At 72.2% G+C, this 13,863-nt stretch carries 14 protein-coding genes; 8 read left to right on the top strand and 6 right to left on the bottom strand.

All coding sequences use genetic code 11. From position 1 onward, the window contains the following. Window positions 1-29: 29 nt before the first annotated feature. Both ACFXB5_RS27475 and ACFXB5_RS27470 read right to left on the bottom strand, forming a co-directional pair. A complete protein-coding gene (locus ACFXB5_RS27475) occupies window positions 30-983 on the bottom strand; it encodes a MurR/RpiR family transcriptional regulator (RefSeq protein ID WP_385212456.1) in 954 nt (317 codons plus the stop codon). A gap of 31 nt (window positions 984-1,014) precedes the next feature. Next, window positions 1,015-2,541: an aromatic amino acid ammonia-lyase gene (locus ACFXB5_RS27470; RefSeq protein WP_385212454.1), complete on the bottom strand. Its 1,527-nt coding sequence runs from the start codon at window positions 2,539-2,541 to the stop codon at window positions 1,015-1,017. 161 nt (window positions 2,542-2,702) lie between these two features. On the opposite strand from ACFXB5_RS27470, the gene ACFXB5_RS27465 reads away from it, so the two are divergent. The 5 genes from ACFXB5_RS27465 to ACFXB5_RS27445 all read left to right on the top strand — a co-directional run bounded on the left by ACFXB5_RS27465 (window position 2,703) and on the right by ACFXB5_RS27445 (window position 7,738). Then, complete coding sequence (locus ACFXB5_RS27465; RefSeq protein ID WP_385212453.1) at window positions 2,703-3,842, top strand: ABC transporter ATP-binding protein; 1,140 nt, start codon at window positions 2,703-2,705, stop codon at window positions 3,840-3,842. Further along, on the top strand, window positions 3,839-4,480 hold the full coding sequence (locus tag ACFXB5_RS27460; protein ID WP_020870770.1) for an ABC transporter permease: 642 nt from the start codon (window positions 3,839-3,841) through the stop codon (window positions 4,478-4,480). The genes ACFXB5_RS27465 and ACFXB5_RS27460 overlap by 4 nt, the downstream gene beginning before the upstream one ends. Window position 4,481: 1 nt before the next feature. After that, on the top strand, window positions 4,482-5,159 hold the full coding sequence (locus ACFXB5_RS27455; protein WP_385212498.1) for an ABC transporter permease: 678 nt from the start codon (window positions 4,482-4,484) through the stop codon (window positions 5,157-5,159). Between the two features lie 121 nt (window positions 5,160-5,280). Beyond that, on the top strand, window positions 5,281-6,219 hold the full coding sequence (locus ACFXB5_RS27450; RefSeq protein ID WP_385212450.1) for an ABC transporter substrate-binding protein: 939 nt from the start codon (window positions 5,281-5,283) through the stop codon (window positions 6,217-6,219). A 16-nt stretch (window positions 6,220-6,235) separates the two neighbouring features. Next, the gene (locus ACFXB5_RS27445) at window positions 6,236-7,738 is read left to right on the top strand and encodes a purine-cytosine permease family protein (protein ID WP_385212448.1); all 1,503 of its coding nucleotides are present in this window, start codon (window positions 6,236-6,238) and stop codon (window positions 7,736-7,738) included. A gap of 18 nt (window positions 7,739-7,756) precedes the next feature. On the opposite strand, the gene ACFXB5_RS27440 is transcribed toward ACFXB5_RS27445, so the two are convergent. Further along, on the bottom strand, window positions 7,757-8,725 hold the full coding sequence (locus tag ACFXB5_RS27440; protein WP_086886220.1) for a GlxA family transcriptional regulator: 969 nt from the start codon (window positions 8,723-8,725) through the stop codon (window positions 7,757-7,759). 131 nt (window positions 8,726-8,856) lie between these two features. On the opposite strand from ACFXB5_RS27440, the gene ACFXB5_RS27435 reads away from it, so the two are divergent. From ACFXB5_RS27435 to ACFXB5_RS27425, 3 genes are read left to right on the top strand one after another with little or no spacing between them, the layout of a single operon-like run. Beyond that, window positions 8,857-9,819 (top strand): NADP-dependent oxidoreductase, encoded by a 963-nt coding sequence (locus tag ACFXB5_RS27435; protein ID WP_385212446.1) that lies wholly within the window; start codon window positions 8,857-8,859, stop codon window positions 9,817-9,819. Beyond that, window positions 9,816-10,787, top strand: coding sequence for an NmrA/HSCARG family protein (locus tag ACFXB5_RS27430; RefSeq protein ID WP_385212444.1), 972 nt, complete (start codon window positions 9,816-9,818; stop codon window positions 10,785-10,787). Before ACFXB5_RS27435 ends, ACFXB5_RS27430 begins: the two co-directional genes overlap by 4 nt. A 49-nt stretch (window positions 10,788-10,836) precedes the next feature. Beyond that, a complete protein-coding gene (locus ACFXB5_RS27425) occupies window positions 10,837-11,280 on the top strand; it encodes a heme-binding protein (RefSeq protein ID WP_086886217.1) in 444 nt (147 codons plus the stop codon). Window positions 11,281-11,437: 157 nt separating this feature from the next. On the opposite strand, the gene ACFXB5_RS27420 is transcribed toward ACFXB5_RS27425, so the two are convergent. The 3 genes from ACFXB5_RS27420 to ACFXB5_RS27410 form a co-directional block, all read right to left on the bottom strand. After that, on the bottom strand, window positions 11,438-11,779 hold the full coding sequence (locus tag ACFXB5_RS27420; RefSeq protein WP_385212442.1) for a tetratricopeptide repeat protein: 342 nt from the start codon (window positions 11,777-11,779) through the stop codon (window positions 11,438-11,440). A gap of 217 nt (window positions 11,780-11,996) precedes the next feature. After that, window positions 11,997-12,281, bottom strand: coding sequence for a hypothetical protein (locus ACFXB5_RS27415; protein WP_385212440.1), 285 nt, complete (start codon window positions 12,279-12,281; stop codon window positions 11,997-11,999). 87 nt (window positions 12,282-12,368) lie between these two features. Then, window positions 12,369-13,739 (bottom strand): acyl-CoA synthetase, encoded by a 1,371-nt coding sequence (locus ACFXB5_RS27410; RefSeq protein WP_385212496.1) that lies wholly within the window; start codon window positions 13,737-13,739, stop codon window positions 12,369-12,371. Window positions 13,740-13,863 lie beyond the last annotated feature (124 nt).

Below are 13,863 nucleotides of genomic sequence, written 5' to 3'. Positions count from 1 at the left end.
CGGCACACAGCGCGGTCCGGAAGCCCGGCTCACTCCACGAACAGCCCCCGCTCCGAGGCCTTCGCGTCGAACTCCTCCAGCCGCGCCTGCGCGTCCGGCAGCGCGTCGCACATCGCCTCCAGCAGCACCCGCCCCAGCAGCATCGGCGCACACGCGGTGTCGAAGGCCAGGCCCGTACCGACCGCCGCGGGCAGCAGCAGATCGCTGTGGCGGGCGACCGGGGCGAAGGCGCTGTCGGCGACGGTGACCACGGTCAGACCCGCCTCCCGGGCGTACTCCAGACCCTCCACGACCTCGCGCGGATGCCGCGGCAGCGCGAAGCACAGCAGCGCCGTGGCGCCCGCGCGCTTCGCCGCGTCCACGCGGTCGTCGAGCATCGTGCCGCCCTCGTCGAGCAGCCGGACGTCCGGGTGGACCTTGCGCGCGAAGTAGCTGAAGCCGCGGGCCTGCGCGGAGGCGGCGCGCAGCCCGAGGACCGGCAGCGGACGGGAGTCGGCGAGCAGCCGGCCGGCGCGGACGACGGGGGCGGGGTCGGCGAGCAGCGCGGCGAGATGGCGCAGATTGTCGATCTCGGACTGTACGGCCTGCTGGTACTCGTTGTACGACCCCGCGGCCTCCTCCGGCTCGGCGGGGGCGACATCGCGCAGGTGCTTGCGCAGCGCCGGATAGCCGTCGAAGCCGAGGGCGACCGCGAAGCGGGTCACGGACGGCTGGCTGACGCCCGCGAGCTCGGCCAGCTCGACGCTGGAGAGGAACGGCGCGTCCGCGGCCCGCCGCACCATGCAGTGGGCGATCCGCCGCTGGGTCGGGGTCAGCCGGTGGCCCTCGAAGAGCGCCTGCAGCCGGGCGGCGGTCGAGGTACTGGAAGCGGCCGGGACGCCCGGCACCCCCGCCGACACCGATGGCACCGCCGTGACGTCCTCGTCCACCTGCGTCACCCGCGCACCGCCCACCCCGTCGCCCTCCCCGTGGTCCGTACTCATCACGTCCTCCTGACCCTCGTACCCTCGTCCCTCAGACCCCCGCCAGCCGGTCGAGCAGGCGCGCGGCCACCGCCACATCCTCCGTCAACGGCCGGTCCTCCATCCGCGGATCGAGCACTTCCGACGCCAGGGCGAAGGCCGCACCGGCCGGGAGCTCCGGGTCCGGCTCAAGACCGCGCTGGCGCAACGCCCGTACGGCTGCCACGAGTTCACAGCCCAGCACCAGCCGGTAGTGGTCGGCCACCCGGAGCGTCTGGCGGGCGCCGAGCGAGGCGAAACTGGCCTGTTCCTCCACTCCGCGCGAGAGCACGGCGTGGCCCAGCGAGGCGGGGTGGGAGACCGCGCGCATCTCGCCGAGGGCCGCCCCCGCCGCGTATTCGAGGATCATCACGCCCGAGCTCGCGGGCGCGGCGTCGCCGAGGAAGGGGCGCAGCCGGGTGAAGTCGGGTTCGCTGAGCGCGGCGAGCCGGGCGGTGGAGAGCCGGGCGGTCTGGAGCGCGGCGAGCCGGAAGTGGTCCAGGGCGAGTACGGTGTGCGCGGCGTAGAAGTTGCCGTGGTGGTAGGCGGCCTCGTCGGTGGAGCTGATCAGCGGGTTCTCGGCGGCGGCGTTGAACTCGACGGCCAGCACCCGCTCCAGCGCGTCCGCCGCGTCCAGCGCCGGTCCGTGGATCTGCGGCAGACAGCGGAAGCCGTACGGGTCCTGTATGCGGCCCAGCGGCGGGGTGGGCCGGGGCGGGGCGCCGAGCAGGGCGCGCATCCGGGCGGCGGCCGCGACGGAGCCGGGGTGCGGCCGGGACGCGTGGACGGGTTCGGCGTACGCCTCGTACGAGCCGCCGACCGCGATCAGCGAGAGCGCGGCCACGGCGAGCGAGGCGGACAGCAGCCGCCGCAGCTCGGCGAGAGCGAGCGCGGACTGGCCGAGGGTGAGGGCGTTGCTGCTGATGAGCGCAAGGGCGTCATTGCTGTCGAGCGTGATGGGGTCGGGGGCGCGACGGCCCGGGGCGGCCTCGGTGAGGTCCCAGGGGTGCTCGCCGACGAGCGCCAGACCGGTCTGGGCGAGCGCGGCGAGGTCCCCGGTGCCGACCGCGCCGTATTCGTTGATCACCGGGTGGGCGCCGCTGTCGAGGCCCTCGACGAGCGCGGTGACGACGGCGGGGCGCAGCCCGGCGCCACCCGCCAGCAGCTGATTGGCGCGGACGGCCATCATGGCGCGCACCTCGCGGCCGGGCAGCTGTGCGCCGATCGCGCCGGCGTGGCTGCGCAGCAGCCGCAGCCCGTGGTCGGAGTCGGCCGGGCCGACGTCCTCGGTGCGGTTCGCGCCCACACCGGTGCTGCGCCCGTAGACGCGGCCGGTGGCCGCGAGCCGGTCCGCGGTCTCCCAGGCGCGCTCGGCCAGGGCGAGCGCGGTGGGATCGGGCGCGGCGGGCCGGCTGAGACGGTCGGCCAGGCGCGCGACATCCACGACGCGTAGGCTCCGGCCATCCAGCGTGATCCGCGAGCCGGCACCGTCGGTGCCGTCGGCCGCCGCGTGATCAGCATCCAGCATGTGAGACAACATCCAGGGCAACCCCTCTCGAACACGCCCTTTCTGGGCCAACCGCCCAGCTTTCTGTCCACATCGCGAGCAGAAGTAACCGGTGATTAACGCAGACCTCTTGACTTCTATTCACTCGACTATGACTGTGCATGACTATATGCAGACAGGGCAAGGGGAAGCGGATGATCAGCTTCAAGCACGTCAGTAAGCACTACCCGAACGGCACCACCGCGGTGGATCGCCTCAGTCTCGAACTCCCGGAAGGGGGCATTACCGTTCTTGTCGGCACCTCGGGCTGCGGCAAGACCACCACCCTCCGCATGGTCAACCGCATGGTCGAGCCGAGCAGCGGCACGGTGAGCGTGGGCGGACGTGATGTGCTGCGCGCGGACGCCGCCGAGCTGCGGCGCGGGATCGGCTATGTGATCCAGCAGGCCGGGCTCTTCCCGCACCGCACGATCCTCGACAACATCGCCACCGTCCCGCTGCTGCTGGGCTGGGGCCGCCGCAAGGCGCGGGCCCGCGCGGCCGAGCTGCTGGAGCTCGTCGGGCTGCCCGCCGACTCCGGCAAGCGCTACCCGCACCAGCTCTCGGGCGGTCAGCAGCAGCGCGTCGGAGTCGCCCGCGCGCTGGCCGCCGATCCGCCGGTGCTGCTCATGGACGAGCCGTTCGGGGCGGTCGACCCGGTCGTACGGACCCAGCTCCAGAACGAGCTGCTGCGGCTCCAGAGCGAGCTGCGCAAGACGGTCGTCTTCGTCACCCACGACATCGACGAGGCCGTACGGCTCGGCGACCGCATCGCGATCTTCCGCACCGGCGGCCATCTCGTCCAGTGCGCACCCCCCGCCGAGCTGCTGGCGAGCCCCGCCGACGACTTCGTGGCGGGCTTCCTGGGCGCCGAGCGCGGGCTGAAGCTGCTCTCCCTGTCCACCCTCGCCGACGTGGAGCGGCAGCCCGCGCCCGCCGACGGGCAGCGCTGGCGGCTGGTCACCTCCGAGCGCGGTGAGCCGCTGGGCTGGCGCGACACCGAGGGGCCGGAGGGCGACCGGGCCCCGCTGCTGCCGGTGCGCCCGCTGCGGGACGGCGACTCGCTGCTCACCGCCCTGGACGAGTCGCTGGCCTCCCCCGCCGGTCTGGTGGCCCGCGTGGACGCCGACGGGGTGCTCACCGGGGTCACCGGGCGCGACGCGATCCATGAGTACGCGGGGCAGCGCCACGCGGAGGCGGGCCGCGCGGCCGCCCTCAAGAACGCCGACGAGGCCGCCGAGGGCTCCGAAACCGACGAGGACCCGAAGAGCTCCGACACGAGCGTGACCGCATGACCATCGACTGGGGCTGGTTCCCCGACCATCGGAGCACCCTGGTCACGCTCACCCTGGACCACCTCTCCACCGCCGTCCCCGCCGTCCTCTTCGGACTGCTGATCGCGCTCCCGCTGGCCGTGATCGCCCACCGGGTGCGCCCGCTGCGCGGGCTCCTGCTCGGGCTCTCGAACATCCTGTTCACGATCCCCTCCATCGCGATCTTCGTCCTGCTGCTGCCGGTCACCGGCCTCACCCGCACCACCGCCATCACCGGCCTGACCATCTACACCCTGGTCGTGCTGTTGCGGAACACCGTCGAGGGCCTCGACAGCGTCCCCACCAAGGTCCGCGAGGCGTCCACCGCGATGGGCGCCCGCCCGCTGCGCACCCTGCTCACCGTCGAGCTGCCGCTCGCCTTCCCGGTGATCATGGCGGGCGTACGGGTCGCCACGGTGATGGCGATATCGCTGGTCAGCGTGGCCAGCTACATCGGGTACGGCGGCCTCGGCCAGCTGTTCACCGACGGCTTCCAGCGCAACTACCCCACCCCCGTCGTGGCCGGAGTCATCCTGTCCCTGGTACTGGCGCTGGTCGCGGACGCCGTGCTGGTCACCATCCAGTGGCTGTGCACCCCGTGGCTGAGGAGGCGTGCCTGACATGCTCGAACTACTCCAGAACCTCCTCCGCTGGCTGACCAGCGGCTCCCAGTGGTCCGGGCCCGACGGCATCGCCACCCGCCTGCTGGAACACATCCAGTACTCGCTGCTGGCCACCCTGGTCGCCGCCGCCATCGCCCTCCCGGTCGGGCTGCTCATCGGGCACACCGGGCGCGGCGCGTTCCTCGCCATCAACCTCTCCGGCTTCGGGCGGGCCCTGCCGACCGTCGGCCTGGTCACGCTGGTCTTCCTGGTCAGCGGGCTGAGCATGTGGCCGGTGTACGTCTCGCTGGTCGCCCTCGCGGTCCCGGTGATCGTCACCAATACGTACGCGGGCATGGCCGCCGTCGACCCCGAGGTCAGGGACGCGGCGCGGGGCCAGGGCATGCGCTGGTACCAGGTGCTGTTCCAGGTCGAGCTGCCGCTCGCGCTGCCGCTGATCATGACCGGGCTGCGGCTGGCCTGCGTCCAGGTCGTGGCCACCGCCACCATCGCCGCGTACGTCAGCTTCGGCGGGCTCGGCCGCTACGTCTTCGACGGGCTCGCCCAGCGCGACCTGGTGCAGGTGCTGGGCGGGGCGGTGCTGGTCGCCGTGCTGGCCATCGCCCTGGACCTGGCGCTGGCCGGAGTGCAGCGCCTGCTGTTCCGCAACCGCCCCCCGCGCGCCCACGCGCACTGAGCGCCCCACCCGACTTCACCCCGAGGCGACTCAGCGCCCCACCGGCTCAGCGACTCAGAGCCTCAGCGCCCCCACCGACTCAGCGACTTCACTCCGAACTCCGATCCGAGGAGACGACCCCATGAACCGCAGGAAACTGCTCGGCGGCCTGCTCGCCGGCGCCTCCGTGCCCACGCTCGCCGCCTGTAGCGGCGGCGTCACCTCGCTCAAGGGCGACGGCGGCAGCGGTGGCTCGGGCGGTGGCAGCAGCCTGGGCGGGCTGGTCATCGGCACCGCCAACTTCACCGAGAACCAGCTGCTGGGCTACCTCTACGCCGAGGCGCTGAAAGGCGCGGGCATCAAGACGAGCGTGCGGCCCAACCTCGGCTCCCGAGAGATCGTCATACCCGCCCTCCAGCAGGGCGATATCGATCTGCTCCCCGAGTACCAGGGCAATCTGCTGCTCCACTTCGACGACAAGGCCCCCCAGACCGAGGCCGGCGACCTCCAGAACGCCCTCACCGTCGCCCTCCCCAGCGGCCTGGAGGCCCTGTCGTACGCGGCAGCCGAGGACAAGGACGTCTTCTGTGTCACCCGCGAGTCCGCCCGGAAGCACGGGCTGCGTACCTTCGCCGACCTCGCCAAGCAGAACGGCAAGCTGATCTTCGGCGGCCCGGCCGAGGACAAGAACCGCGTGGTCGGCCTGGTCGGCCTCAAGGACCGCTACGGCGTGACCTTCAAGGAGTTCAAGGCCCTCGACGCCTCCGGACCCCTGGTCAAGGGCGCGTTGAAGAAGGGCGATGTGGACGTCGCCAACCTCTTCTCCACCGACCCCGACATCGAGGCCAACGACTGGGTGATCCTCGCCGACCCCAAGGCGCTCATCCCCGCCCAGCACATCGTGCCCGTGGTCCGCGCCGCCAAGGCCGACGCCAAGGTCCGCAAGGCCCTGGCCCGCCTCGGTGGTGCCCTCACCACCCAGGAACTCGCCCGGCTCAACAAGCTGGTGAGCAACGACAAGAAGGACCCGGACCGGGTCGCCGCCGACTGGGCCGCCAAGAACGGCCTCACCAAGAAGTAGCGGCAGGAGCACCCGTATGCCCGACTCCCCGGACGCGCCGGACTCCCTGAACTCGCAGGACTCCCTGAGCTCGCAGGACTCTCTGGACGCCCTGAACTCTCTGGTCGAAAAGCGCTCGATCGACGTCGTCCCGGACGCGGAGCGCCATGGCACCGCCTTCAGCCAGTTCACCCTGTGGCTCGGCGCCAACCTCCAGATCACCGCCGTCGTGACCGGCGCCCTGGCCGTGGTCTTCGGCGCCGCCGCCCTCTGGGCGATCATCGCCCTGCTGATCGGCAACCTGCTCGGAGGAGCCGTCATGGCACTCCACTCCGCCCAGGGACCCCGGCTCGGCCTGCCCCAGATGATCTCCTCCCGGGCCCAGTTCGGGGTCCGGGGCGCGATCGTCCCGCTGCTGCTGGTCATCGTCATGTACGTGGGCTTCTTCGCCAGCGGCAGCGTGCTCGCGGGGCAGGCGGTCGGCGAGCTCACCCATCTCGGCGACACCACCGGGATCGTCCTCTTCGCCCTCGTCACCGCCGTGGCGGCCGCCGTCGGCTACCGCCTGATCCACACCCTCGGCCGGATCGCGGGCGTCATCTGCGCCCTGGCCTTCGTCTATCTGGGCATCCGGCTGCTGGACCGCACCGACCTGGCCACCCTCCTCCACGACCGGACCTTCGACTTCCCGCTCTTCCTCCTCGCGGTGTCGCTGTCCGCCTCCTGGCAGCTCGCCTTCGGCCCGTACGTCGCCGACTACTCCCGCTATCTGCCGCGCGCCACCTCCGCGAAGGCCGCCTTCTCCTGGACCCTCGCCGGCACCGTCCTCGGCTCCCAGTGGTCCATGACCTTCGGCGCCCTCGCGGCCGCCGCGGCCGGCCACGCCTTCGTCGGCCACGAGGTCTCGTACATCGTCGGCCTCGGCGGCGGCGCGGCCCTGATCACCTCGCTGCTCTACTTCGTCATCGCCCTCGGCAAGCTGACGATCAACGTCCTCAACACCTACGGCGGCTTCATGTCGATGGTGACCAGCGTCAGCGGCTTCCGCGGCCGCGCCACCCTCTCCCCGCGCGGCCGGGCCGCCTACATCGCCGGGATCATGGTCGCGGGCACGGCGGTCGCGCTGCTCGGCAAGGACAGCTTCCTGTCCTCCTTCAAGGACTTCCTGCTGTTCCTGCTGACCTTCTTCACCCCGTGGAGCGCGATCAACCTCGTCGACTACTACGCCATCGCCAAGGAGCGCTACGACATCCCCGCCCTCAGCGACCCCAACGGCCGCTACGGCGCCTGGCGCTGGAAGGCGCTGACCACCTACGCCCTCGGCGTCCTCGCCCAACTCCCCTTCCTGTCCACCGCCTTCTACACCGGCCCCTTCGTCGCCCCCCTGGGCGGCGCGGACATCTCCTGGCTCATCGGCCTGGCCGTCCCCGCCGCCGTCTACTGGCTCCTGGCCCACCGCGACACCGCCCACGTCCCGGACCGCATGATCCTCACTCCGGAACCGGCCCCCGGCCGTCCGTACGTCGCCGAGCCCGAGTGAGCCGGACCCGGGGTACGTCTACGGTTCAGGAGCGCGGTGGGCGCGACGGTAAGCCAGTGGGGACAGGCCGAGGTGGGCGTGGAAGTGCTTGCGCAGCGCGACCGGATCCCCGAAGCCGCAGACAACGGCGATCCGCGCGACGGTCAGATCGCTGGACTCCAGCAGGCGGCGCGCCTGGGTCAGCCGGCTTTGCACCAGCCATTGGAGAGGGCTGGTGCCCACCTCGGCGCGGAACCGCCGGGTGAACGTGCGCTCACTCATGTGAGCGTGGCGGGCCATGTCCTGCAGCGTGAGCGGCTCGGCCAGACGGCTCTGCGCCCACTGGCGGGTGGCCGAGGTGGAACGGTCGGCATCCTTCGGCACCGGGTGCTCGATGAACTGTGCCTGTCCGCCCTCGCGCCATGGAGCCACCACGCATCGTCGCGCCGCGGCGGTGGCCACGGTCGCGCCGTGGTCCCTGCGGACCAGGTGGACGAACAGGTCGATGCCGGCCGCCCCGCCGGCAGCTGTCAGGACGCGTCCGTTGTCGACGAACAGCACGTCCGGATCGACCTCGACGTCGGGGAACAGCCGGGTGAACTGGCCGCACAGCGCCCAATGGGTGGTGGCCCGCAGTCCGTCCAGCAAGCCGGCCGCCGCGAGCAGGAATGACGATGTGCACAGGCTGACGATGCGGGCCTCCGGCCCGATCCGGGCGAAGGCCGCGGCGACCCGAGCGGGCAGCTCGCCGGTGGCCAGCAGATGTTCGTCGGGCTCCTGGGTGGCGATCACCACGGTGTCCGCACCCTCCAGGAGTGACTCGTCGTCGTCGACGACGATCCGGAAACCCTCGTTCGTGCGGACCGGTCGGCCGCCGAGCGAGCAGGTCGTCACGGAATAGAGCCGTGCCCCGGTCGGGTCGAGGGCCTCGTTGAGCACCCGGGCCGCGATGCCCAGGTCCATCGGCATGACCCCATCGAGGGCGAGAACTGCAACGCGATGTGGCATGGCTGGAATGGTACGACACGTGGCTGCCCAGCCACTCACGACGTCTTCTGAGCGTCGACGAGGCTGAAGCACATGCCTGGGCTCTCGGCCCGGACCGAAGAACATGCGAAGCGGATATGAGCGAGGAAAGTATGAGCGAGCAGACGATGCGCGCCGTCACCGTCAAGGAGTTCGGTGGACCGGAAGTGCTGACCGCCGGCCGGGTCGCGCGCCCCGAGCCACTGCCGACCGAGGTGCTGGTGCGCGTGCACGCCGCCGGAATCAACCCGGTGGACTGGAAGACCCGCGCAGGCCACGGGATGGCCGGGCTGCAGACGCTGCCGCTGATCCTCGGCTGGGACGTCTCCGGCGTCGTCGAGGAGACCGGCTTCGGTGTCACCACGCTCGCACCCGGTGACGAGGTCTACGCCATGCCGTGGTTCCCGCGCCCGGCCGGCGGATACGCCGAGTTCGTCACGGCACCGTCCCGTCAGTTCGCCCGCAAGCCGGTCTCGCTCTCGCACGTCGAGGCCGCGGCTCTGCCGCTCGCGGCGCTCACCGCCTGGCAGACCCTGGTCGACACGGCGCGCGTCACCGCCGGGCAGCGGGTGTTGGTGCACGCCGCGGCCGGTGGCGTGGGGCACTTGGCAGTGCAGTTCGCCAAGCACCTTGGCGCCGAAGTGATCGCGACCGCCCGCGAGCCCCGGCACACCTGGCTCAAGGAACTGGGCGCGGACGAGACAATCGACTACACCCGGCAGCGGTTCGAGGAGGCCACCGGCAAGGTCGATGTCGTCATCGACCTGATCGGCGCCGCGGATGACACCGACGTGCGATCGGTGTCGGTGACCCGGAGAGGCGGCCTGATCGTCTCCATCCCGGGCGGTGTCTCGGACGCCCTGGCCACTGCCTCCGGACAGGCGGGTGTGCGCACCAGCCCGCTGCTGGTCGAGCCGGACGCCGCCGCTCTGACGGCCATCGCCGACCTGGTCGACTCCGGTGCGGTCCGGGTCGAGGTCGAACGCAGCTTCGCCCTGGAACAGGCCGCCGAAGCGCACCGGCTGGGCGAGACCAACCGCACCCGCGGCAAGCTCGTGCTGGAGGTGGCGCGGTGACGTCGACGACCGCACTCGTGGTCGGGGGCACCGGGACCATGGGCACCCGGATCGTCCGCGCCCTCGCCGCACGGACCGGCACCGTCGTGCGGGTCCTGACGCGCAACCCGTCCTCGGAGCGGGCCCGTGGCCTGGTCGAGAACACCCCCGGTGACATTCGGCCGGTCCGCGGCGACCTGGACGACGAGCAGTCCCTGAAGACCGCGTTCCAAGGTGTCGACCAGGTCTTCTGCAATACCGACTTCTTCGCCACCGCCAGCCCTCAGCAGGAGTACGCACAGGGGCTGCGGGCCCTGCACGCGGCGCAGCAGGCCGGGGTGGACCGGTTCGTCTGGTCGTCACTGGACAACGCCGCCATCCTCACCGACGGGCGTATCCCGGTCCCCCACTACGACGCGAAGGCCGCCGTGGAGGCCCACATCGCGCTGCAGCGCTCCGAAGAGGCCATGCGTCAGGAGACCGACGGCTGGTACTCGCGGCACGTCGCCGTCCTGGTGACCGCACCATACTTCGAGAACCTGTACAGCCTGGCGCCGCAGCGGGCCCGGCTGCCCGACGGACGGGAGGGCCTCGTATTCGCCCTGCCGCTGGGCCGGGCCGGCCGCTGGCCCTTGATCGCGCTCGACGACATCGCCTTCTTCGCCCGCCACCAGCTCGACCACTGGGACGACTGGGGCGGCCGGACCCTGCGCATCGCCGCCGACGCCCTCACCGGTGACCAGATCGCGGCGGCGTTCGAGAGGGCGACCGGTGTGCCGAGCGTCTACCAGGCGGTGGACCTCGACGAGTTCAGCCGGTCTCTACCAGGGATCGGCCACGACCTGGCCGCGATGTTCGCCTTTTTCCAGGACCACGACCTCCTCTCCCGGGACCGGGATCTGCGGGCCCTGCGCGCCCTGCACCCCGAACTCGCCACCTTCGGCGACTGGTTGACCACCACCGGATGGGACGGCGCCGCCGCGGGATGACAACGCGGCAGCCGACCGAAAACGATCTTTGCCCGTACAGAGGATTTTGATGCAGAACGTCACCCGGACGCATTCCCTGCCCACACCTTCGATCACCCGCTCCTCCGCCGCCGAACTCATCGCGGCTGTGCGCGCGGCTGCCGAGAACATCGGATTCGAAGCCGCCATCGCGGTCACAGACGCCGGCGGTCATCTGAAGGCGTTCGAACGCGCCGACGACGTACCGTTCCTCGCCGCCGAGGTCGCCGTCGACAAGGCATGGACGGCAGCCTCCTTCCGCAGCGCCACCCACGTCTGGAATTCCTACGTAACCGACCCTCAGGTCGCCCCTCTCTCCCACCATCCTCGGCTCATGGCCGTCGGCGGCGGCTATCCCGTCATCGAACTCGGCGAGTCAATCGGCGGTTTGGGCGTCTCCGGGGGCAGTGCCGAGCAGGATCAGCAGGCCGCGGAAGCCGGACTGCGAACGCTGGGGTTCGAAGTCCCCGCCTGAGCCACGCGCGCGCCCGCCGGCGGCGAGGAAGACCGGACGGTCGCCCTCCGGAGTGCCCCATGCCCTGGCACCGGCCCGCGCCCTCGTCATCTCAGGGCGGCGACGATGCGCTCCCGCGCCCCGGCTGCCCGGGGGTCGTCGGAGGAGGCCAGCGCGCTCAGGGCCGCGGCCCAGTGCCGCCGCGCCTCCTCGGCCCCGTCAGCCTCATCGGCCTCTCGCAGCGCATGGCGAGACCGTCGAGGGAGAGCGCCGTGTGCCACAGGTCGTCCAACTCCCGGTGGGTCGCCGCGGCGCGGCGGTAGAAATCGGCCGCCTCGCCGGGCCGCCCAAGCCGCCGGTACGTCTCCCCCGCGCCGTCCCACGCCCGCGCCTCCCACGCCCGGTCGCCGAGGCGTCGCTGGAGGGAGGCGGCCCGCTGGAACGAGACCAGGGCGGCGTCGAACGCACCGTTGGCCTGCTGCGCCCGGCCCGGCTCCAGCAGCCAGTACCCCTCCCACATGTGGTTGCGGTGAGTGAGGGCGATGTCCAGCGCGCCCTGCGCGGACCGCAGCGCCTCCTCCGGCTGCCCGCGGTCCCGCTGAATGGCGCTGACGCTCGGCCTCCGCGGTGCGGTCGCCCAGCCTGCGGGCGGCGCGCGGTCCGATGCGGCCCATGGCGAGCCATTCCTCGAACGGGTTCAGGAGCATATGCGCGCTCCGCAGCACCGCGGGAAGCCTTCAGGCGATCACATCGAGACCGGCCTCCTCGGCCGCGCGGGTCGCGGCCGGCAGATTGCCGCGCTCCGTCTCGTACCACCGCATGGCCGCGTCGTAGTCCGCGAAGGACACGGGGGTGAGGCTGTCGCCCGGCGGATCGAGCGGGATGTGGGCCTCCTGAGGGTTGATCCAGGTCTGAGCCTCGTCCGCGGAGTGCGCGTACCAGACCGGCACCCGCCGCGGCGCCGCCCCGCGTTCCTCCGGGAATGCCTCCTGGCGGCCGGGCACCCGCACGCGCATGCTCATGAGCCGCTGACCTTTTGCCGCCCTGCCCATCACGATCCGCCTCTTCTATCGCGTTCGGTCGTCGGGACGGTCGCTGGACGGCCCAGATCAGGCCGGGGGCAGGAGCTTCTTCTGGGGCTTGCCCATGGCGTTGCGAGGCAGGGCCTCCAGGAAGCGCACCTTGCGGGGGCGCTTGTGGACGGAGAGTTGGGAGGCCACGAAGTCGATCAGTTCCTGTTCACCGATGCCGTCGGCCACGACGTACGCGACGATCTCCTGGCCCAGGTCCTCGTGCGGGGCGCCGACGACGGCGGCCTCGTGGACGGCCGGGTGGTCCAGCAGGGCGTTCTCGACCTCGCCCGCGCCGATGCGGTAGCCGCCGGACTTGATCATGTCGGTGGAGGCGCGGCCCACGATGCGGTGGAAGCCGTCGGGGTCGATGGCGGCGATGTCGCCCGTGCGGAACCAGCCGTCCTCGGTGTACGAACCGGCCGTGGCCTCGGGCCGGTTGAGGTAGCCGTCGAAGAGGGTCGGGCCGGTCAGCTGGAGTTCGCCGATCTCGGCGCCCTCCTCGGCGGCGATCCGGGTGCGGATGCCCGAGAGCGGGGTGCCGACGTAGCCGGGGCGGCGTTCGCCGTCGGCGCGGGTGCTGATGGTGATGAGGGTCTCGGTCATGCCGTAGCGCTCGATGGGGCGCTGGCCGGTGAGCCGTTCCAGCTCGCGGAAGACGGGGGCGGGCAGCGGGGCGCTGCCGGAGACCAGCAGCCGGGCCGAGGCCAGGGCGCGGGCGGAGTCCGGGTCCTGGACGACGCGGTTCCAGACGGTGGGGACGCCGAAGTAGAGGCTGCCGCCCGCCGCCGCGTACGCCGCCGGGGTCGGCTTGCCGGTGTGGATGAGGCGGCTGCCGGTGCGGAGTGCGCCGAGAACGCCGAGGACCAGTCCGTGCACATGGAACAGCGGCAGGCCGTGGACCAGGGTGTCGTCCGGCGTCCAGGCCCATGCCTCGGCCAGCCCGTCCAGGTCGGCGGCCACCGCCCGCCGGGAGATCAGCGCGCCCTTGGGCGCGCCCGTGGTGCCCGAGGTGTAGAGGATGAACGCCGTGGACTCCGGGTCCGGCTCCGCCTTCGTCCACGCGGCGCGCTCGGTCGGGTCCACCGGGACGGTCTCGACCGGGGCGTCCACGGCCTCCCCGGTGAGCAGCAGGGTGGCGCCCGAGTCCCGCAGTATGTGGTCGCGTTCGGCCGGTCCTGAGTCCGGCGGTACGGGCACCACCGGCACCCCGGCCAGCAGCGCGCCGACCACCGCGACCACCGTCTCCGGGGTCGCGGTCGCCCGGACCGCGACGACCGGCGCACCGGCGATACGAGCCGCCACCGCGCCCGCGGCACCGAGCAGTTCCTCGCGCGAGAGCGCGCGGCCGGGGGGGGCCGGCGGCCGGGGGGGGGGGGGCGGGCGCCGGGGGCCGCCCCCCGAGAGCAGGGGCGCCGCGCTGCCCGAGCCGCAGGCCGCCCCGGCCGCGCCGGCCGCCGCCCCCGCCGGGCGCCCCGCGTGGGTCGTGGGGGGGGATGTTCGGGGCGGTTGGCCCATATCAAACTATCGGCGC

Origin of the sequence: Streptomyces sp. NPDC059455 (assembly GCF_042750115.1) — a bacterium.
GTDB classification, from domain to species: Bacteria; Actinomycetota; Actinomycetes; order Streptomycetales; family Streptomycetaceae; genus Streptomyces; species Streptomyces endocoffeicus.
Note: the sequence above shows the minus strand (reverse complement) of the source record. Positions and strands in the feature narration are given on the sequence as shown.

Coding starts and splice junctions, on each gene's coding strand:
- ACFXB5_RS27460 (WP_020870770.1), top strand. CDS start 3,839: ATGACCATCGACTGGGGCTGGTTCCCCGACCATCGGAGCACCCTGGTC.
- ACFXB5_RS27425 (WP_086886217.1), top strand. CDS start 10,837: ATGCAGAACGTCACCCGGACGCATTCCCTGCCCACACCTTCGATCACC.
- ACFXB5_RS27475 (WP_385212456.1), bottom strand. CDS start 983: ATGAGTACGGACCACGGGGAGGGCGACGGGGTGGGCGGTGCGCGGGTG.
- ACFXB5_RS27445 (WP_385212448.1), top strand. CDS start 6,236: ATGCCCGACTCCCCGGACGCGCCGGACTCCCTGAACTCGCAGGACTCC.
- ACFXB5_RS27470 (WP_385212454.1), bottom strand. CDS start 2,541: ATGTTGTCTCACATGCTGGATGCTGATCACGCGGCGGCCGACGGCACC.
- ACFXB5_RS27435 (WP_385212446.1), top strand. CDS start 8,857: ATGAGCGAGCAGACGATGCGCGCCGTCACCGTCAAGGAGTTCGGTGGA.
- ACFXB5_RS27420 (WP_385212442.1), bottom strand. CDS start 11,779: ATGTGGGAGGGGTACTGGCTGCTGGAGCCGGGCCGGGCGCAGCAGGCC.
- ACFXB5_RS27455 (WP_385212498.1), top strand. CDS start 4,482: ATGCTCGAACTACTCCAGAACCTCCTCCGCTGGCTGACCAGCGGCTCC.
- ACFXB5_RS27440 (WP_086886220.1), bottom strand. CDS start 8,725: ATGCCACATCGCGTTGCAGTTCTCGCCCTCGATGGGGTCATGCCGATG.
- ACFXB5_RS27465 (WP_385212453.1), top strand. CDS start 2,703: ATGATCAGCTTCAAGCACGTCAGTAAGCACTACCCGAACGGCACCACC.
- ACFXB5_RS27415 (WP_385212440.1), bottom strand. CDS start 12,281: ATGAGCATGCGCGTGCGGGTGCCCGGCCGCCAGGAGGCATTCCCGGAG.
- ACFXB5_RS27450 (WP_385212450.1), top strand. CDS start 5,281: ATGAACCGCAGGAAACTGCTCGGCGGCCTGCTCGCCGGCGCCTCCGTG.